This window comes from Flagellimonas chongwuensis (assembly GCF_013376415.1).
In the GTDB taxonomy this organism is placed as follows: domain Bacteria; phylum Bacteroidota; class Bacteroidia; order Flavobacteriales; family Flavobacteriaceae; genus Flagellimonas; species Flagellimonas chongwuensis.
On the sequence record NZ_WYET01000009.1, the window covers coordinates 116,193 to 136,980 of the forward strand.

General features: G+C 41.1%; 18 protein-coding genes and 1 tRNA gene. 16 read left to right on the top strand and 3 right to left on the bottom strand.

What is annotated here, in order from left to right; genetic code table 11:
- Positions 1 to 3 precede the first annotated feature (3 nt).
- From GUA46_RS15550 to GUA46_RS15625, 16 genes are all read left to right on the top strand, one after another.
- On the top strand, positions 4 to 321 hold the full coding sequence (locus GUA46_RS15550; protein WP_108244771.1) for an FtsL-like putative cell division protein: 318 nt from the start codon (positions 4 to 6) through the stop codon (positions 319 to 321).
- Positions 321 to 2,330, top strand: a complete 2,010-nt coding sequence (locus GUA46_RS15555; RefSeq protein WP_176621254.1) for a penicillin-binding protein — start codon at positions 321 to 323, stop codon at positions 2,328 to 2,330. The genes GUA46_RS15550 and GUA46_RS15555 overlap by 1 nt, the downstream gene beginning before the upstream one ends.
- A complete protein-coding gene (locus GUA46_RS15560; protein ID WP_176621255.1) occupies positions 2,327 to 3,790 on the top strand; it encodes a UDP-N-acetylmuramoyl-L-alanyl-D-glutamate--2,6-diaminopimelate ligase in 1,464 nt (487 codons plus the stop codon). Before GUA46_RS15555 ends, GUA46_RS15560 begins: the two co-directional genes overlap by 4 nt.
- Before the next feature lie 8 nt (positions 3,791 to 3,798).
- Positions 3,799 to 5,019 (top strand): phospho-N-acetylmuramoyl-pentapeptide-transferase, encoded by a 1,221-nt coding sequence (gene mraY / locus GUA46_RS15565; protein ID WP_108244768.1) that lies wholly within the window; start codon positions 3,799 to 3,801, stop codon positions 5,017 to 5,019.
- Positions 5,020 to 5,021: 2 nt separating this feature from the next.
- A complete protein-coding gene (gene murD, locus GUA46_RS15570) occupies positions 5,022 to 6,356 on the top strand; it encodes a UDP-N-acetylmuramoyl-L-alanine--D-glutamate ligase (protein WP_176621256.1) in 1,335 nt (444 codons plus the stop codon).
- Positions 6,357 to 6,359: 3 nt separating this feature from the next.
- Positions 6,360 to 7,565: an FtsW/RodA/SpoVE family cell cycle protein gene (locus tag GUA46_RS15575; protein ID WP_176621257.1), complete on the top strand. Its 1,206-nt coding sequence runs from the start codon at positions 6,360 to 6,362 to the stop codon at positions 7,563 to 7,565.
- A complete protein-coding gene (gene murG / locus GUA46_RS15580; RefSeq protein ID WP_176621258.1) occupies positions 7,552 to 8,640 on the top strand; it encodes an undecaprenyldiphospho-muramoylpentapeptide beta-N-acetylglucosaminyltransferase in 1,089 nt (362 codons plus the stop codon). Before GUA46_RS15575 ends, murG begins: the two co-directional genes overlap by 14 nt.
- Complete coding sequence (gene murC, locus GUA46_RS15585) at positions 8,637 to 9,986, top strand: UDP-N-acetylmuramate--L-alanine ligase (RefSeq protein WP_176621259.1); 1,350 nt, start codon at positions 8,637 to 8,639, stop codon at positions 9,984 to 9,986. Before murG ends, murC begins: the two co-directional genes overlap by 4 nt.
- Positions 9,976 to 10,695: a cell division protein FtsQ/DivIB gene (locus tag GUA46_RS15590; protein WP_176621260.1), complete on the top strand. Its 720-nt coding sequence runs from the start codon at positions 9,976 to 9,978 to the stop codon at positions 10,693 to 10,695. Before murC ends, GUA46_RS15590 begins: the two co-directional genes overlap by 11 nt.
- 3 nt (positions 10,696 to 10,698) lie before the next feature.
- Positions 10,699 to 12,045, top strand: coding sequence for a cell division protein FtsA (ftsA, locus tag GUA46_RS15595; protein ID WP_108244762.1), 1,347 nt, complete (start codon positions 10,699 to 10,701; stop codon positions 12,043 to 12,045).
- Between the two features lie 27 nt (positions 12,046 to 12,072).
- Positions 12,073 to 14,082 (top strand): cell division protein FtsZ, encoded by a 2,010-nt coding sequence (ftsZ, locus tag GUA46_RS15600; protein WP_108244761.1) that lies wholly within the window; start codon positions 12,073 to 12,075, stop codon positions 14,080 to 14,082.
- 100 nt (positions 14,083 to 14,182) lie between these two features.
- The gene (locus GUA46_RS15605) at positions 14,183 to 14,635 is read left to right on the top strand and encodes a GatB/YqeY domain-containing protein (RefSeq protein ID WP_108244760.1); all 453 of its coding nucleotides are present in this window, start codon (positions 14,183 to 14,185) and stop codon (positions 14,633 to 14,635) included.
- Between the two features lie 12 nt (positions 14,636 to 14,647).
- Positions 14,648 to 14,721, top strand: a tRNA-Arg gene (locus tag GUA46_RS15610).
- Between the two features lie 236 nt (positions 14,722 to 14,957).
- Entirely contained in the window at positions 14,958 to 15,608 is a 651-nt protein-coding gene (locus GUA46_RS15615) for a phage integrase SAM-like domain and Arm DNA-binding domain-containing protein (RefSeq protein ID WP_176621261.1), read from the top strand.
- 2 nt (positions 15,609 to 15,610) lie between these two features.
- Positions 15,611 to 16,225 carry a site-specific integrase gene (locus GUA46_RS15620; protein WP_176621262.1) on the top strand — a complete coding sequence of 205 codons (615 nt, stop codon included), beginning with the start codon at positions 15,611 to 15,613 and terminating at the stop codon, positions 16,223 to 16,225.
- A gap of 965 nt (positions 16,226 to 17,190) precedes the next feature.
- Positions 17,191 to 17,835 (top strand): hypothetical protein, encoded by a 645-nt coding sequence (locus tag GUA46_RS15625; RefSeq protein WP_229418529.1) that lies wholly within the window; start codon positions 17,191 to 17,193, stop codon positions 17,833 to 17,835.
- A gap of 570 nt (positions 17,836 to 18,405) precedes the next feature.
- Here GUA46_RS15625 and GUA46_RS15630 read toward each other — a convergent pair.
- The 3 genes from GUA46_RS15630 to GUA46_RS15640 are packed head-to-tail and all read right to left on the bottom strand — an operon-like array spanning position 18,406 to position 20,785.
- Entirely contained in the window at positions 18,406 to 19,113 is a 708-nt protein-coding gene (locus GUA46_RS15630) for a galactosamine-6-phosphate isomerase (RefSeq protein ID WP_176621264.1), read from the bottom strand.
- Positions 19,110 to 19,664 carry a gluconate 2-dehydrogenase subunit 3 family protein gene (locus tag GUA46_RS15635; RefSeq protein ID WP_176621265.1) on the bottom strand — a complete coding sequence of 185 codons (555 nt, stop codon included), beginning with the start codon at positions 19,662 to 19,664 and terminating at the stop codon, positions 19,110 to 19,112. The genes GUA46_RS15630 and GUA46_RS15635 overlap by 4 nt, the downstream gene beginning before the upstream one ends.
- Before the next feature lie 32 nt (positions 19,665 to 19,696).
- A complete protein-coding gene (locus GUA46_RS15640) occupies positions 19,697 to 20,785 on the bottom strand; it encodes a Gfo/Idh/MocA family protein (protein WP_176621266.1) in 1,089 nt (362 codons plus the stop codon).
- Between the last annotated feature and the right edge of the window lie 3 nt (positions 20,786 to 20,788).

The window sequence follows — 20,788 nt, forward strand, 5'->3', positions numbered from 1 at the left end:
AAAATGAGAAAAGGATTACTGGACATATTAAAAGGAAAGTTTTTGGTGAGCGGAGATGCGCCCAAGAACTGGATGTTTTTATTGTTTGCCTCTTTCTTGGCAGCATTGATGATTTCCAGTAGTCACAATGCGGATAAAAAAGTATTGGAGATTGCCGAATTGAACGAAGAGGTTCGTAAGCTAAAGAGCGAGTTTTTTGAAGCCCGTTCCAGTGTACAACAACTCAAATTAGAATCAACCTTGCGAGAGGTGGTTGCGGAGAAAGGCTTGATGCCATCACAAAACCCTCCAAGAAAAATTAAAGTTAAATCAGCGGAATAGTGGCCATAACCGAAAAAAATATCATGAACAGATTGTACCTCGTAGCCGGGGGACTTCTTGTTTTGGCCATAGCCGTAGTGGTGAAGTTGGTGGATATTCAGATGGTGCAGGGCGAAAAGTACAAGGAGCTGGCGCTCAGCAAAACCGAAAAGATGTTCACCATAGAGCCCAATCGAGGAAATCTTTATTCTGAAGATGGTAGCTTGTTGGCGGCATCTGTTCCAAAATATGATATTCGGTTCGATGCTCAGACCGTTTCGCAAGAAAACTTCGAGAACAATGTTGCTGCATTGTCCGATTCCTTGGGCAAATTGTTCGAGAGACCTTCATCTTATTACAGGCAATTGTTCCGTAAAGCACGGGCAAACGGTAACCGATATAAGCTTGTGGCCCGCAATGTAGGCTATCTGGATTATGTGCGCATTAAGCAGTTCCCATTATTCAATCTTGGGCCCTACAAAGGAGGGTTCATTGAAACGCATCGCGTGGTCCGTGAATATCCTTTGGGCAAGATGGCCGCAAGGAGCATTGGTTACGAGCGTGTGGACGAAAACGGATATTACACCCGCGTAGGATTGGATGGTGCGTTCGGTGAAACCTATTTGCGCGGCAAGGAAGGGAAGCGCCTAAAGCAAAAAATAGCCAAAGGGCAATGGAAACCTGTCGGGTTGGACAATATAGTGGAACCCAAGGATGGTTTGGATGTGGTTTCGACAATCGATGTGAACATTCAGGATATTGCGCATCACGAATTGTTGAAACAATTGGAAAAATATAAGGCCGACCATGGTTGTGTGGTCGTCATGGAAACGCAAACCGGGGAAATCAAGGCAATTTCCAATCTAGGAAGAACTTCCGAAGGAAAATATTATGAAAAGTTGAACTACGCTGTTGGTGAATCCCATGAGCCCGGTTCTACTTTTAAATTGATGTCAATGGTTGCCGCTTTGGAGGATAAAGTGGTCGATACCAGTACGGTCATCGATACCGAAAAAGGTAGGTACCGTATTTATGATGGGGTTGTAAAGGATACCAAATGGGGAGGCTATGGAAAAATAACGTTGTCCAAGGCATTTGCTGTTTCGTCCAACGTAGCTTTTGCAAAAATCATCAATGAAAATTATAAAGAACAGCCTGAAAAATTTGTGAACCGCTTAATGAATATGGGTCTTCATAAAAAGTTGGGCTTGCCCATTATTGGAGAAGGCGATCCGGTAATCCGATATCCTGGGGATAAGGGTTGGTCGGGGATTTCCTTGGGTTGGATGTCGCACGGCTACGAAGTATCGTTGACCCCTATTCAAACCTTGGCTTTCTATAATGCCATTGCAAATGATGGTGAGTATGTGAAGCCCCGGATGATTCAAGAGGTGAGAGAAGGCAATAAAGTGGTGCAGCAATTTGATAAAGAGGTGTTGAACTCTTCCATCTGCTCAAAGGAAACGGTAAAAAAGGTTCAACAACTACTGAAGGATGTTGTGGAGAAGGATTATGGGACGGGACATAGAATGTACTCCAAAAACTTTTCCATGGCGGGCAAAACTGGTACAACGCAGAAAAACTATGTGGAGAAAAACCCTGATAAATTGGCCTACATCTCCTCGTTTGCTGGCTATTTCCCGGCAGACAATCCAAAGTATTCCTGTATCGTGGTCATTCATGAGCCAGATAAGCAAGAGGGGTATTACGGAGCGGATGTTTCAGGTCCGGTATTTAAATCCATGGCCCAAAAAATACATGCCATTTCTCCCATGGTGGATGAAGTGGATAGTAGGATTAGAGAGAATATTGATTTGGACAAGGACTATCAGCAGTACTATGTCCAAGTCCAAAAAAAGTACAGTACCGTGCCGAATGTGAAGGGGATGAGTGGAATGGATGCCATTTCCCTTTTAGAGAATTTAGGGATTGAGGTGGAAGTGCACGGCAATGGAAAAGTTAAAAATCAGTCGGTAAACCAAGGGACCAATATCAAACAGGTCAAAAAAATAGTATTGGAGCTTTCATGAAGTTATTGAAGGACATATTATATGGAGTAAGTCTTTCCGCAGTGAGCGGGGATACCAATGTAATGGTGAACAACGTTCATTTTGATTCCAGAAAGGTCGAAATGGACGATGTGTTCGTCGCCATTCGAGGTACTGTTACCGATGGACATGGATATATCCAAAAAGCCGTGGATTTAGGGGCAAGGGCCATTGTATGTGAAGAGCTTCCCGAACTCATGGTAAATGGAGTTACCTATTTGCAAGTGGATAATTGCAATAGCGCACTTGCGGTGATAGCTTCCAATTTTTATGGCAACCCGTCCAAGAACCTAAAATTGGTAGGCGTAACGGGTACCAATGGAAAAACTACCGTTACCACATTATTGTATAATCTGTTCAAAAAAGCTGGTTTTAAAGTGGGATTGATTTCCACTATCAAGGTGCTGGTGAATGACAAAGAATTCAAAACTTCACATACCACCCCAGATGTGATTACCATCAATAATTATCTTTCCATGATGAGCGAAGTTGGGGTGGAATTCTGCTTTATGGAAGTGAGTTCCCATGGAATCCATCAAAAAAGGGCGGAAGGCCTGCATTTTGAAGGAGCCATTTTCACCAATCTGTCCCATGATCATTTGGATTATCATAAAACCTTTGCTGAGTACAGGGACACCAAGAAGATGTTGTTCGATGGGCTGCCCAAAACGGCTTTTGCCTTGGTCAATATCGATGACAGGAACGGATTGGTAATGTTGCAAAACACCAAAGCCAAAAAATATACTTACGCCTTAAAAACCTTCGCCGATTACAGGGCACAAATTTTGGAAAGGCAATTCAACGGTCAGCTTTTAAAAGTTGACGACAATGAGTTGTGGTCCAGGCTTATCGGGGACTTTAATGCGTATAATTTGCTTGCCATATACGCCACGGCCGATATCCTTGGTCTCGAGAAGATGGAGATTTTAAGGTTGATGAGCGAGTTGGAGAATGTGGATGGCAGGTTTCAATATTACATATCAAAAGATAAAATAACAGCTATTGTTGATTATGCCCATACGCCGGATGCACTAAAAAATGTGTTGGTTACTATCAATGCGTTGAGGACTGGAAATGAAAACGTCATCACCGTAGTGGGGTGTGGTGGTGACAGAGACAAGTCTAAGCGTCCGGTTATGGGTCATATCGCATCAGAAATGAGCAATCAGGCCATTTTTACATCGGACAATCCGAGAACAGAGTCGCCGACCACCATAATTGAAGAGATGGAAGCCGGTGTTGAGGCGCAGAACGTTCGCAAAGTGTTGTCCATTGAAAATAGAAAACAGGCCATAAAAACCGCATGCAAGCTTGCGATGGCCAACGATATTATCCTAGTGGCGGGAAAGGGCCACGAGACCTATCAGGAGACCAATGGTGTCCGGGTCGATTTTGATGATTTTAAAGAAGTGAAAGAAGCTCTGGAGAGCCTTAAAAAATAATGTAGTCCATGTTATACTACTTGTTCGAATTTTTAGAGAAACAATACCAACTGCCAGGTGCGGGACTATTTCAGTTCCTTACGTTCCGGGCTGCGCTATCCGTATTGTTGTCCCTATTGATTGCCATGGTCTACGGAAAACGCATCATATTATTCTTGCAGAAAAAGCAGATAGGGGAAAGCATCCGTGACCTCGGTCTCGAAGGACAAAAGCAAAAAGCTGGAACTCCAACCATGGGCGGATTGATTATCATCATGTCAACCTTGCTGCCCGTTATTCTTTTTGCGGACATCAAAAATATTTATGTCATCCTGTTGATAGTGACCACTGTTTGGATGGGTATCATTGGGTTTATCGATGACTATATCAAAACATTCAAAAAAGATAAGCAAGGCCTTAAGGGTAAATTTAAGGTGATGGGTCAAGTGGGATTGGGATTGATTGTGGGGCTGACGCTTTACTTTCATCCTGCAGTTACCATAAAAGAGAAAGACACCACCACCATAACCGAGACCTTTAAGGTGGAAAAGGTATTTGGCGAAGAGACCAAGTCCGTTCGTACCAATGTGCCCTTTTTTAAGAACAACGAATTGGATTATGCCGATTTTATATCATGGATGGGCGAGGGTGCCGAAGATTATGCATGGCTCATTTTTATCCCTGTTGTGATTTTAATTGTGACCGCAGTTTCCAACGGGGCCAATTTAACCGATGGCATCGATGGCCTGGCAGCGGGTTCTTCAGCTATTATTGTAATGACACTGGGGATATTCGCCTGGGTGTCGGGGAATATTCAATTTTCTGATTATCTCGATATTTTCTACTTGCCCCGTGTGGGCGAATTGGTGGTTTTTATTGCTGCTTTTGCGGGAGCGTTGGTTGGATTTTTATGGTACAACACCTTTCCGGCCCAAGTTTTTATGGGCGATACGGGTAGTTTGACCATTGGAGGGGTAATCGCAGTAATTGCCATCATAGTTAGAAAGGAATTATTGATACCAATTTTGTGCGGAATCTTCTTTGCTGAATCATTATCCGTAATGCTTCAGGTGGGCTATTTCAAACGGACCAAGAAGAAGTATGGGGAAGGAAGACGAATTTTTTTGATGGCACCATTACACCATCATTATCAGAAGAAATTATATCACGAGAGCAAAATAGTGACCCGTTTTTGGATTATTGGAATCATGCTGGCCATCATCAGTATTGTTACGCTAAAAATTAGATAACAATGGGTCGCTTGGTGATACTTGGTGGTGGAGAAAGTGGCGTAGGAACCGCCATTTTGGGAAAACAAAAAGGATTTGAAGTCTTTGTTTCTGACAAAGGCGAAATCCAAGAGAAATACAAAGAAGTTCTTGAACATTTTGAGATTGAATGGGAGTCCGGTGAGCATACCGAAGCCAAAATTTTGAATGCCGACGTGGTAATGAAGAGTCCAGGTATTCCGGATAAAGTATCATTGGTAAAGGCGTTGGTTGAAAAAGGAGTGTCCGTGATTTCGGAGATTGAGTTTGCATCAAAATATACCGATGCGACTTTGATTGGAATCACAGGAAGCAACGGAAAAACCACCACCACCATGTTAACCAATCATTTATTGGTAGATGGTGGGTTGAATGTGGGCATGGCCGGAAACATTGGTGATAGCTATGCTAAAATGGTGGCCGAACAAGACTTTGACCACTACGTGCTGGAAATAAGCAGTTTTCAGTTGGATGGTATTGTGGATTTTAAACCCCATATCGCCATCATTACCAACATTACGCCCGATCACTTGGACAGATATGAGTACAAGTTCGAAAACTACATCGCATCCAAATTTAGAATTGCGATGAATCAGAATGAAGATGATTACTTGATTTACGATGCAGATGACGAAGTGATTCGGGATTGGTTAAAAGAACACCCTGTTCAATCCAAATTATTACCTTTTTCGGTGAAGCAAAAGCTTAACGAGGGTGCTTGGTTGGAGAATAAAACGATTAAAATAAAATTAGAAAATAAAACCTTGGAAATGAGTGAAGATATTTTGGCCTTGGAAGGTCAGCACAACGTAAAGAATACAATGGCGGCAAGTATGGCGGCCATGCTGGTTAAGGTCAGAAAAGAGACGATTCGCAATAGCATCCAATCTTTTCAAGGGGTGCCCCATAGATTGGAGAAGGTGTTGAAGATCAACCATGTGGAGTATATCAATGACTCTAAGGCGACCAATGTAAATGCTACGTATTATGCTTTGGACGGCATCAAAAGACCTATAGTGTGGATTGTTGGAGGTGTGGACAAAGGGAACGATTATTCCGAGTTGATGCCGTTGGTCCGCGAGAAAGTCAAGGCGATTGTTTGCTTGGGTGTGGATAACGCCAAGTTGTTGGATGCCTTTGGGAATGTAATCGACCTTATGGTAGAGACCTATTCCATGCAAGAGGCGGTTAAAGTGGCCTACAAGGTAGCGGAACGAGGAGATGCAGTTTTGCTTTCCCCGGCATGTGCGAGTTTTGACCTGTTCAAAAATTATGAAGACAGGGGAGATCAATTTAAAAACGCAGTCAAAAATTTGTAAAACGTGTTTGCAATTTTCAAAAATCTGAAAGGTGATAAAGCCATTTGGGGCGTAGTGGCCCTATTGGCACTTTTCTCATTTTTGCCAGTGTACAGTGCCAGTACCAATTTGGTTTACGTCAATGGTGACGGGACCACATTGGGTCATTTGGTAAAGCATGCTGTGCTCTTGTTTTTGGGCTTCGGTATTATTTATGCCGTACACAGGATACCTACACATTATTTTAAGGGGCTTTCCATCATAGCCATGCCCATAGTTATATTGCTTTTGATATACACCTTGACCGTGGAAACTCGAATTGGCGGTGTGACGGCAAACCGTTGGATAAAAATTCCTTTGGTGGGGGTCAACTTTCAGACATCAACATTAGCCGCAGTGGTTTTAATGATTTGGATAGCCAGATATCTAACCAAGATCAAGGACGTGAAGATAACGTTCAAAGAGAGTATCCTTCCGCTTTGGTTGCCGGTTGCCCTAGTGGTTTTGTTGATTTTGCCGGAGAACTTTTCAACAGCGGCAATTATTTGTTTTATGGTGTTGGTATTGTGTTTTTTGGGGGGATATCCCTTAAAATATTTGTTCGCCATGGTGGCTACGGGAATCATATTTGCAGGAATGTTCCTGTTTGTACTGTTCAAAGCACCAGAAGTATTGCCGCAACGTGCAGGAACTTGGAAATCAAGGATAGAGACCTTTATCCATCCCGAACAAGCGGATAGAGATGATTTGCACCAGTTGACCTTGGCTCAGATTGCCGTGGCCGAAGGTGGTGTTGTGGGCAAAGGAGCAGGAAAAAGTGTGATGAAGAATATGTTGTCCCAGAGTACGTCGGATTTCATTTTTGCTATCATCATAGAAGAATATGGATTGTTGGGTGGAGGAGCATTGCTCTTTTTCTACCTGTTGTTATTGTTTAGAATCGTTGTTGTGGCGCATTCGTCCAAAACGGTTTTTTCAAAATTATTGGTGATAGGGGTCGGACTGCCGATTGTGTTCCAAGCCTTCATCAATATGGCCGTAGTGGTGCAGTTGTTTCCCGTTACGGGTCAACCGTTGCCATTGATCAGTATGGGAGGAACTTCCATTTGGATGACCTGTATGGCGATTGGAATCGTGTTGAGCGCCAGCAATAAAAAAGAAAATTTAGAGGAGCAATCCCATGGAATAGATGAAACGAATCCTTTAAAAGTATTGAGTGGACAGATATAGGTTTATACTTTCTGGAGGAGGAACGGGAGGACATATTTATCCCGCCGTGGCCATAGCGAATGAATTGAAGCGAAGGTATCCCGATGCTGAATTTTTGTTCGTAGGCGCCAAGGATAAAATGGAAATGGAAAAAGTGCCGCAAGCAGGATATAAAATAAAGGGCTTGTGGATAAGTGGAATACAACGGAAACTGACATTGAAGAATCTCATGTTTCCATTAAAACTGATAAGTAGTTTGTTAGAAGCACGCAAAATAGTGAAGCAGTTCAGACCCCATGTGGCCATCGGCACGGGAGGTTTTGCTAGCGGACCATTGTTACGGATGGCCGAAAGCTCGGGTGTTCCATGCGTGCTGCAAGAACAGAACTCCTTCGCGGGAATCACGAACAAACTATTGGCGGGAAAAGCGGATAAAATCTGTGTGGCATACGACGGAATGGAGCGCTTTTTTCCCAAGGAAAAGATTATAAAGACAGGAAACCCTATCCGAACGGATTTGGTCGAAATAAAGGAAAGCAAGAAAGAGGCGACTGCATTTTTTGAACTTGATTGTGATAAAAAGACTGTCTTGATTTTGGGCGGGAGCCTTGGGGCAAGGAGAATCAATCAATTGATTGAAAAGGAGCTTGATTTTTTTGCTGAACAGGGATTACAAGTGCTTTGGCAGTGTGGTAAACTGTATCATGAAGAATACAAAAAGTATGAATCGGATAATGTCAAAGTATTGGCTTTTGTAAATAGAATGGATTTGGCCTACGCTGCTGCAGATGTCATCATATCAAGAGCGGGAGCAGGGTCGGTCTCTGAGCTTTGTTTAGTGGGCAAACCTGTGGTTTTTATCCCATCGCCCAATGTGGCCGAGGACCATCAAACGCAAAACGCAAAAGCATTGGTAGCTAAGGATGCCGCCATCATGCTAAGAGAAAATGATTTGGATGCTGAATTTGAAAATAGCCTTTCTCATTTGATGAACTCAAAAGGGCTTCAGGAAGAATTGGGAAGGAACATCAAAAAAATGGCCATGCCAAAGGCTACGGAACATATTGTGGACGAAATAGAAAAGTTGTTGAAGTGAATTTGAAGGATATACATAGCGTTTATTTTATCGGTATTGGTGGTATCGGGATGTCCGCCTTGGCACGCTATTTCAAATTTGTAGGGAAAGAAGTGGCCGGCTATGACCGTACACCGACGCCTATCACCGATGGATTGGTTGAAAATGGGATATCCGTTCATTTTGAGGATAATATCGATTTGGTTTCGGATACTTTTAAGCATCCAGATACTTTGGTGGTGTATACGCCTGCAGTACCATCCAAACATACCGAATATCAATATTACAAAACTGGTGGATTCAACCTTAAGAAGCGTTCCGAGGTGTTGGGCATCATTACCAAGGATTCGTTTTGTTTGGCGGTGGCGGGTACACATGGAAAGACTACCACATCAAGCATCTTGGCCCATTTGCTCAAAGAGTGCGATTTGCCAATGACAGCTTTTTTGGGAGGTATATCCGAAGATTTTGATAGCAATTTTGTGCTGGATGGCACAGAGTATTCCGTGGTGGAAGCGGATGAGTTCGACCGGTCATTTTTACGGTTGACGCCTACCATTGCCTGTGTCACATCTATGGATGCCGATCATTTGGATATTTATGGAACCAAAGAGGAACTTGAGCATTCTTTTAGGGAGTTCGTGGATAGAATTAAACCTAACGGAAAATTGTTCGTGCGCAAGGGACTTCCTTTGGAGGGAATCACTTTTGGTATAGAAGATGGGGCCGATTACCGAATAGAAAATATAGAAATTGAACATGGAGCCTACATATTTGATCTCATAACGCCTTCCGAGGTTATTGAGAACGTAAAGTTCAACAAACCGGGAAGACACAATTTGCTCAATGGATTAGCTGCTTTTGCGATGGCGGTGCAAACCGGTTGCCCACCACACCGCCTTGCCGAAGCTTTGGCCACTTTTAAAGGCGTTCAACGTAGGTTCTCTTACCAGATAAAAGAAAAGGATTTTGTGTTTATCGATGATTATGCACATCACCCCACAGAAATCAGTGCGGTGCACCAAGCCATTCGGGAAATGCACGCTGGAGAAAAGGTAACGGTGATTTTTCAACCACACCTTTTTTCGAGGACACAGGATTTTGCCGATGATTTTGCGGCAAGTCTTTCGGATTTTGATGAAATCATTCTACTGGATATTTATCCAGCAAGGGAAGAGCCAATCGAGGGCGTTACATCGCAATGGCTTTTGGATAAGATTGAAAATCCCAGTAAAAAGCTGATAACAAAATCAGAGTTGTTGGGAGAAGTAAAGAACTGCAAAACAGGGGTTTTAGTGGCTCTAGGAGCAGGTGATATTGGACTTGAGGTACCAAAAATCAAAAAAGAATTAAGCTATGCGCATTAATTGGGATTACATAAAATTGACAGTTTTGTTGGTTGCCGTAGTCGCGCTTTACGGTTTTGCCGATCAACGAAATGAGCGGAGAATGGTGGAAAATGTCACCGTAAAATTTGTTGGTGAAAACAGTTTGTATTTAACTGAGGATGCGGTTAATAAATTGTTAATACAAAATTACGGACCCCTAGAGAATAGGCCCAAAGAACAGTTAGTTTTGAATACCATAGAGGAGGTAATACTATCCAACGATATGGTAAAAAACGCCCAGGTCTATCTTACTGTAAACGGGGAACTTGTATCCAAGATTGTTCAGCGAAAGCCAATTGGAAGAGTAGAAGGTGTCTCCAAATTTTATTTGGATGATGAGGGCAATCGCATGCCATTATCAAAGCACCATTCTGCAAGGGTTCCCATCATCACAGGTAAGATAACAGGGAAAACGCTGGAAGATGCCTACGTGATTTTAGATTATATAAACAAAGATGATTTCTTGAGAAAGAACATTATCGGGATACACATACTGGAAGAAGAAAAATATCAGCTCAAGTTCCGCATGGAAAATTTTGTGGTGAACTTGGGCGGAGTGGATAACCTGAACAAGAAGTTCAGCAATTTTATGGCCTTTTACGCAAAGGCGGCCAAGGACAATTCCTTGGAGGATTATGCAACAGTTAGTTTGGAATTCAACAATCAAGTGGTTTGCACCAAAATTTAAATTATGGAACAAGGTAATTATTCAGTTGGATTGGATATTGGAACCACCAAGATCGTAGCGATCATTGGTAGGGAAAATGAGTATGGAAAAATTGAAATTTTGGGCACCGGACGATCAAAAAGTTTGGGTGTTCACCGTGGTGTGGTCAACAATATCACACAGACCATTTCGTCTATTCAACAGGCGGTGGAACAGGCCGAATTAAATTCTGGCCTTAAAATTGGTTCCGTGGTCGTAGGTATTGCAGGCCAGCACATACGCAGCTTGCACCACAGCGATTACATTACCCGACCCAATTCAGAAGAAGTAATCGATAACGAGGATTTGGACAAATTGTGTAACCAAGTGTACAAATTGGTGATGCTTCCCGGGGAGGAAATCATCCATGTGTTGCCTCAGGAGTACAAGGTTGATGGCCAGTCCGAAATTAAGGAGCCTGTGGGTATGTACGGTGGACGTTTGGAAGCCAATTTTCATGTAGTGGTTGGCCAAGTGTCGTCTATCAAGAATATAGGAAGATGTATCAAAAGTGCCGGATTGGATTTAGGGAACATCACTTTGGAACCTTTGGCGTCTGCTGATGCTGTTTTGAGTCAGGAAGAAAAAGAAGCCGGTGTTGCTTTAATCGATATAGGAGGTGGAACTACGGACCTAGCCATTTTTAAGGATGGTATTATCCGTCATACTTCTGTAATCCCTTTCGGCGGTAACGTTATCACAGAAGATATCAAGGAAGGTTGCTCCATTATTGAAAAACAGGCCGAACTATTGAAAATAAAGTTTGGTTCCGCTTGGCCAGGGGAGAACAAGGACAATGAAATCGTTTCCATTCCCGGACTGAGAGGTCGTGAGCCAAAAGAAATCACACTAAAGAATCTTTCCAAAATCATCCATGCTCGCGTAGTAGAGATCGTGGAGCAGGTGTATGTGGAAATAAAGAATTACGGTCACGAGGAACAAAAGAAAAAATTGATTGCTGGAATTGTGCTTACCGGTGGAGGTAGCCAATTAAAGCATTTAAAACAATTGGTGGAATACATTACAGGTATGGACACACGTATCGGTTATCCGAACGAGCATCTTGCTGGTGATTCGGATGAAGAGGTGGCCAGCCCATTGTATGCAACAGCCGTGGGATTGCTAATGAATTCTTTGGAGGCCAAGAAGAAAAACCGTATCGAGCATCATGAAGAAGAGATGACCGAAGAAGAGGTTTTGGTAGCACAAGAAAACGATATGGGAGCTAAGGCTACGGCATCAGCTTCGGCAGCAGCTACCCATACGGATAGAAAATCCATTTTTGATAAATGGTCAGAAAAGTTGAAGGACTTTTTGGACAACGCAGAATAATAACCCCATAAGAGAAACATAACTGTCATGAGTAAGAACACTGAATTTGACAATATCGCTTTTGATTTGCCCAAGAACAAGAGCAACGTAATTAAAGTTATTGGAGTAGGTGGCGGTGGTAGCAATGCCATTAACCACATGTTCCAGGCCGGTATCAACGGTGTGGATTTTGTAATCTGCAACACTGATGCACAGGCCTTGCAAAATAGCGCTGTGCCTAATAAAATCCAGTTAGGGGTATCCCTTACCGAAGGACTTGGTGCAGGAGCCAATCCTGATGTTGGTGAGCAGGCTGCTTTGGAAAGCATGGAGGATTTAAAAGCCATGTTGGACAACAATACAAAAATGGCCTTTATCACTGCTGGAATGGGTGGTGGAACGGGTACGGGGGCAGCCCCGGTTATTGCAAAAATCGCTAAGGAAATGGATGTTCTTACGGTTGGTATCGTTACCATGCCGTTCCAGTTCGAAGGTGCCATGCGTAACAAACAAGCACAGATAGGAATCGAGAAATTGCGTGCGAACGTGGATTCCTTGATCGTAATAAACAACAATAAGCTTAGAGAAGTATACGGTAATCTTGGGTTTAAGGCCGGTTTCTCAAAAGCTGATGAAGTATTGGCCACTGCGGCAAGGGGTATTGCAGAGGTAATTACGCATCATTACACACAAAACATTGACCTTAGGGATGCCAAGACGGTACTTTCCAATAGTGGTACCGCGATTATGGGCTCATCGGCCGCTTCTGGGTCATCTAGGGCTACCGAGGCCATTATGAAGGCGTTGGACTCCCCATTGCTGAACGATAACAAGATCAACGGCGCTAAAAACGTATTGTTGCTTATCGTATCCGGTTCCCAAGAAATCACCATTGATGAAATCGGGGAAATCAATGATCACATCCAAATAGAAGCAGGTCACGGAGCCAACATCATTATGGGTGTAGGTGAGGATGAAAGTCTTGGAGAGGCCATAGCCGTAACCGTTATCGCTACTGGTTTTAATGTAGACCAACAAGATAACATTGTAAATACAGAATCCAAAAAGGTGTTTTATACTTTGGAGGACGAACAAACTGCGGAGCAGGACCTGACTCCAGAATCTACTTCGGTACAAGAAGTCAAAGTTGAAAGGATACCTGAGCCCGATTCGATTCCTGAACCAGAGCCTAAAGTGGTGAAGCACACCTTGGAAATGGAGGATGAGCCGGTAAAGGAGGTAAAGCAAACGATTGCTCCAAAAGCGGAACCAAAGGATCCCCTTATTCCAACCACCAATTATATTAGAAACTTCAATGTATTCTATGAGGAGGTTATCGCCGATAAAGTGGATGATGATTTCGTTATTATCGAGGCCAAAAATGTTATCAACAACTTTGATGTTATTGATGCAGAGGTAGTATCATCCAAAAGCAACGAAGACCAGTTCACGTTGAGTTTTGATATGCCTTTGAACAATGATGAAGCTGAAGAAGAGGAGGAAAAGGAACATACCGTAACTTTCAATCTGGATGATGATGGTTTGGGTGATGTGGAAGTGAACGATTATGTAGAGGTAAAACCTGTTTTGGAATACAAAAAGGAAGGTGAGACCAGATACGACCTTCAAGAATACATGGAATTGGAGGAGAAGTTGACCGGAGCCAAATCCAAGGCAGAGACCCACGAGCCAAAAATGGTAGAAAACGAGCTTGTTTTTGAGAAGAAGACAGTTCAAGTAGAGGAAAAGAAGGAGGCCAAAGCCCAAAATGAGGAAACTATGGCCAGTTTAGATCCAATGAACAGCTCTATAAGCGATATTCTTAAAGATCGTGCCGATGAGCGTAGGAGAAAGCTGAAAAATTTCAATTACAAGTTCCAGAACAATAGGAACAGTATTGATGAAATTGAAAAGCAACCTGCATACAAAAGACAAGGGGTTGACTTGAACGACGTTCCGCGTGAACAAAAGGTATCCAGAACCTCTTTGGGCGAGGATAGCAACGATGATTTGCAATTACGTTCCAACAACTCTTTTTTACACGATAATGTTGATTAGTAGTGTTTAAATTAACATCCATTTTAATGGAAAGCATAAACCCGGAAGTACAGAAACTTTCGGGTTTATTTTTTATCTTCGCGAACTAAAATCAGAACAGATGAATTTACAAGACAAGGTGATGACAGAAATGAAGGCCGCAATGAAGGCTAAGGATACCGTTGCCTTGGAATCTTTGCGAGCAGTTAAATCGGCCATTTTATTGGCTAAGACCGATAAAGGCGGTGGAGCTGAATTATCTGAAGAAGATGAGATTAAACTGGTTCAAAAATTGGTAAAACAGCGAAAGGACAGTGCTGCAATTTACCAAGAGCAAGGTCGTGAAGATTTGGCCGAACCGGAATTGGCGCAAGTTGCTGTAATAGAAAAATTCTTGCCAGAGCAGCTTACCGAAGAAGAAATTGAAAAAGTAGTAGTACAGACCATTGATGCTGTTGGTGCTTCCGGCATGCAGGATATGGGCAAGGTAATGGGAATTGTGTCCAAAGAATTGGCGGGACAGGCAGATGGTAAGACCATTTCGGCCATGGTAAAAGCAAAATTGAGTTCATAAATATTTAAAAATGGCCCAGTAGTTCAACTGGATAGAATATCAGATTTCGGCTCTGAGGGTTGGGGGTTCGAATCCTCCCTGGGTCACTTTTTAAGTTTAAACAAAAACAAAACCTTGCATATCTTATTGATTTGCAGGGTTTTGACTTTTTTGAGCTATCATATCATATGATATGGTTTGATTTGACCTTTTTTGGTTTGTAATTCGGTTAGTAAAATTTTATTTTGAAAGTGTTAACCGAATAAGCTTGTAATTGACTATATTACAGATACTTGGTATTTGACTTTCGTAGGTAAAATTCGTTTAATTTAACACAAATCCTATGAGAACAAGGTCAACATTTTCAATTAGTTTTTGGATAAGTACTGCAAGGAGGGTTGATGGCACAGGAAAGATTTATGCCCGTATCACGGTCGATTCACAAAGGACCAACTTGAGTCTGAAGTATACTATCCCGACAGAAATTTGGGACAGAAAAGGGTCGAGGGTTTTGGGGCATACCAAAGAGGCAAGGGAAATCAACACCTATCTGATGGAGGTTGAAACAGAACTTTTTCAATGTTATCGAGAATTAAGATCTAAATCCCACTATGTTACCCCACAGATGGTCAAGGCTCACTATTTTGGTGAAGACGGAAGTAATATCAAAATAAAGACACTCTTCGAGCACCACAATGTGAATTGCGTCCACAATTTGTGCAAGGCTACCCTGAGACATTACAGGACGAAACAGAACTACCTATTGAAGTATATCAATGAACAATATAAAAGCGACGATTATCCAATTTCACAGTTAGACCATAATTTTATTGTCGGATTTGAGACGTTCCTTCGCAAACTTTATCCCAGGCATAAACACGAAAAGCTTTCAAATAATGGAGCGATGAAGCATATTCAACGCCTGCGCAAGATGACAAGAATGGCTTTGGACAATGAATGGATAGACAGAGATCCTTTCCGCAGGTCAAAGTAAAGATGGAAAGAAAAGAAAAGGAGTTCCTGACCTTGCAGGAACTACAGGCAATTCAAGATTACTATACGGGTATTGAGCGACTACGCATCGTTAAAGATTTATTTGTTTTCAGTTGTTACACAGGCATTTCCTATTGCGACCTGATGGAACTTGGAGAGGATAATCTAATACTTGGAATAGATGGAAAACATTGGATAAGTACCAAAAGACTAAAGACCAAGAACTCCTTCAAGCTTCCCCTAGGTCCGGCCCTTTCCATTATCAAGAGATACCAATACCATCCGAAAAAGCGCCCGGAAAAATTATTCCCAAGCATCTCTAACCAAAAATTGAATAGTTATCTCAAGGAGTTGGCAGATGGCTGTAAAATAAAGAAGAATATCACTTTTCATATGGCAAGGCACACATTTGCCACCACGATTACCTTGAGTAACGGGGCGCCAATAGAGACAGTCTTAAAGATTTTGGGGCATACTAAATTGACCACCACCCAAATCTATGCACGGGTGCTGGACAGAAAGATAAGTGAGGACATGGATGGACTGGATACCATACTGGATAAAAAGATGTCAGAAACTAAAATTGTAAAGGAAAGGATTGGAAATTTGGACCATTAAACTGCAATACTATTTAAACCAAGACGTATCAAAAGTCCCAATCTTACCCCAACTTTTGCACCTGGTTCCTGATTCAATTTTATAGTGATCGGAAAGATAAGCGTGAAGTAAAATTGAAATAGGGTGCAATAGCCTATTTACAATAATTAAAAACTTCTGTTTTCCATCTTATTGAACATGGCTATTTATGTTTTCTTTGCCTTGCTAAGAAAATATGAAGAGCAAGAGGATAGCGTGCTGACGCACCGCGCTATTGATTCATTTTCCTTCGGAAAAGCCCATTATTAGAAGATTTGTTGAAAATCTTCATATATGATGTTATATCATTTTTGGTGAAAAAATGGGCTCAGCCCAATAAAATCAATGAATTTTTGGTGAAAAATGACGGTTTAATGTTAGAATCGAATATTGTTTTCTATTCATTGCTTTGGTAGTCTTATATTTTTGGATTCAACTCATTTTTAAAGGAAAAATGCTTTCAGCCCAGTAAAACAGACAAATTTTTAATAGAAAATGGGTTTCAAGAAGTCTTACAGGTCAAATTTCACCTCGCTCAGCAAGTTAGTTTGGCAAGATTTGGGGCTTACAGCACTTCACTTCGTTACGTTCGCCATTATATCGATTTCTGATTTATGAGAGGTTTTTTTAACCACCGTTTAATTGAACTTTCACTCTTAGACAAGCTCACTGATTCTAAGTAGTTTACTTTTTCGGTACACTTAAATAGTTTACCTTATATACCCTTTTTTACACCTATATTTAAACTCTATTTGTCAATACTGATTGACCACTATTCTATCCTTTCGCCGAAAACCAAATTTTAACAACTAGAAAATTCTTACATTTATTAAAGTTCAAATAAACGATTAAGAAGCTATAGTGCATTTAGAAAGTCCATTGATTGAAATATGATAATGCCTTCCGACAAAGACTATAAGTCTACAAAAAAAATAAAACAGGGAATCTTGAAAATAAAAGAGGAATTCACACCTCTTGCAAAATGGATTGACGAAAAATACGATGTTAAAACATTGAATCTAGTTTTCGATTTTATTAAAAATGACAAATCTTATCCTCGACTTCAAGTCTGTCTCGAATATGTAAAAGACAAAGGGAAATTTATGGACAATCAAACATATAGTTTTGATAAAACTAAACAAAATGAGGTTTCAGATAAATTTGCCGAAATCGTATCTGGTTATAATATAAAAAATAGACAGAATTGGATAAAAAAAATATTCGGATTGACATATAAGCCAAATAACTTATTTGTCTACTTCTCAGATTTTGAATCAATAGCTAAAATTGAGGCGAATGAAAACATTCCTGAAAAGAAAATTAAGGAACTGAAAACTGCCATAAATAATTCAGAGTTATGGGAAATTGATAGAAGATTTGACAGTGTAACTTATTTTTTACACACAGAGGAGCAATTAATAAGATATCAGAATTCTGAAATACATAAGAAGTGGAATCAAGAATATTTTGATTTGCTCAAGGATTATGACGAATTCGGTTATTTTATAAGAGAGTCCTATTCAGTCTTTTTAGATAGCAAAGAGAATTTCGATAAAAATTATGAGAGTAATTGGTTTTACTATTATAAATAATCCTTAGTGTAAAATTCAAAAGTCAAACAAAGTTTAAATAAATGATGAAACTTCAGTCATTATTCACTAACCAAACGGAACAACTTAGAGTAAAAATCAGTTTAGTGGATTTGAAAAAACTATTGGATGACGACCACAAAAAGTTTCATTTCAATTGGCTGTCTGAAAACAGTTTCGTAATAAGTTTAAATTTTTCGGTTGGATCTAATTTGGTATTTGACACGAACTATCCGAATACTAAAAGTGATATTATTTTTTATGGGAATTTAACTGAGATGGAGGATTTCAAAACGGAAATTAAGTTGAAAACCAAAAAGAAGTCTTTTCTTCTGGTGCTAATGATAGTTCTACCTTTGTTGGTTTTATTTTTTCAAAGCTTCCTAAAAATAGAATTCCCTGTTTTCTTGATTGCCTTATTCTTGTTTCCAATTCTAATTATTGGATTACTGAATTTCATTAAAAGTGAGGAGAATAGATTATTAAGGGTATTCATGGAATTCCTCAACAATAGATTAAATTCATAATCTTAAAGTTCAAATAAACTATTCAATCCAAACCCTTCAGGGGCCACTAGGTACTTTTTAATTGCAAACAATCAACTTTGGGGTGAAGCCATAAGAAAGTAGCAGGCAATTGGGTGGTTATGATTTTTTTTTTCAATTTGGAGCATACTTCTTCTTTGCCTGTTCCATAAATCAAGAGGATTATTCTTTTGGCGGAGAGGATGTTTTGCATACCTAGCGTCATTCCGAACGATGGTTTTATATCCAAATCCTTAACCATACCATGCTTTTGTGATGCCTCCGAAAGTTGAGCCACATGGCAAAATGGCTGCAAGTGGTAATCAGGCTCATTAAAGCCAATATGTCCGTTATTACCCAATCCCAAAATACACAAATCGATTAAACCATCATTTTCAATCTTTTGTTGGATTCTTTCGCATTCTAGTCGAGCATTTTGTGGATTGGTGCTAAAACCAGTATATCGGTCATTCGAAATGTTTAAAGGCTTCAAAAGGTGTTCCTGCAAATAGTGCTCACAAGAACCTGGGTGTGTGTCTGGGAGCCCGCCCCATTCATCCAATTTTACAATATGGAGCTCCTTGAAAAGCTCGGGGTGATTCAAATATTGCCTTGCCAAAAACTCATAGGTTCCTGTTGGTGAGTTTCCCGTTGCTGTACATATACGAAGGTCTTTCTTCTTTTTTAGTTCTGAAAGTACGATATGGCCAGCATGAGCACTCATATCTCTATAGTCGTCAAAGAATAGGTTGTTCATGATATCCAAGCACTTTCTCCATTATAAGGAATACAGCCTTCAAATCTGCCAGGAACGGGATTGTAACGGAGTGCTTCGGTCGCACCAATCTCAGAAGTAAAATAACCCCAAACGGTAAGCTCTTTGAGCATGGTAAAGAAGTGTGGCTCCTCCAAAGATCTGTGTTTTTTGGCCTCTTTATCAAATTGGGTCAGTAGATTTAGTTTTTTTTCTTTGGAAAGGGAAAGGAATGATTCCCCAAATTGATCCATGGACTTTTCTTCGACCCTATCCAAACCATCAATAAAAATTAAGGTTTCATCCTCACTATAACAGTCATTTACGATTGTTTTCATGAATGCTCCTATATGGGCGGCCTTAGCTCCAGGGGATTCATCCGTGTCGGGAAGAATGGTTTCGCCTATTTCGTCAAGGAAGGGAACATCCCCATCGGTGACCATTTCAGACCTTTTCTTAGGAGGTGCAACACAGCCCGATAAAAAGAATTGGGATCCTATGATACTCCCACCCAAAATGGTGGCTGTAAGTTTTAAAGCATCTCTTCTTTCCATGTTTTGATTTATTTAAAATAATAGGAATGTAACTACTTTACTTTCTTCCACAATTTATAGGGTTTGTCCACATCGGATTTGAAAGGAAGTTGCACTTTTTTTCCAGTCCCTGCGGATTCATAGGCAGCAAGTATCACTTCCAACACAGCCTTGCCATCTTCTCCTGTTACCAAGGGCTGTTTGTCATTTTTGACACAATCCACAAAATGTTCAAATTCCTGAGGGAATCCATAGTTCCAGCTCTCTTCAAACATGGTATAGCTCCATCCAATGGTGTTTCCCGCCTTTTCCACTGCATAGCCCACTCCTTTGCTGCTGTATGTTTGGATGGAGTTGCCTTGGAGTATATCTGCATAGGCAACCCCTTCGGAGCCATGTATTTCAGCTTTATCGTCCATGCCCCCAAGTTTGGTCCAGCTTTCTTCCATGACTGCCGTTACACCATCTTCGAATTCAAGAATAATAATGGAGTTGTCCTCACCTTCGGTTTTATCCTGATGTACACTGGTCATCATTTGTGCATACACCGATTTGATATCTTTCTTAGGATGCAACCACCTAAAGAATTGGATGGCATGGCAGCCCATGTCCATGGTCACCCCACCTCCGGAGCGTTCAATATCCCAAAAGTGGTCGGCATGGGGCCCGTCGTGTTTTTCCGATTGTTTAAAGAGTACGGGGGCTCCAAGGGCACCTTCATCCAATAAAGCCTTCAAACGAACATACTTGGGAGCAAAACAAAGTTCTTCGGCATACATCAACTTTACATTGGCCTGTTTGCAGGCATCGATCATAGAATCGGCTTCCTTAAGGTTCATGCACAAAGGTTTTTCAACCACTACATGTTTGCCAGCTTTTGCAATTTTTAAAGTAATCTCACAGTGCAGATAGTTGGGTGCGCCAACGACAACCATATCAATTTGCGGCATTGCCAACATTTCATCCAGATCCGTAAAATGATTGGGAATGTTGAACTTTTTCGCAAAGTTTTCGGCATGGCCTTTTGTAGGAGACATTACCGCTAAAATCTCTGCATCCGATACCCTGCTCAATGCATCGGCATGTATACTTGATATGAATTGAGAACCGACGAGTCCGACTCCAACTTTTTTGTTCATCATCTT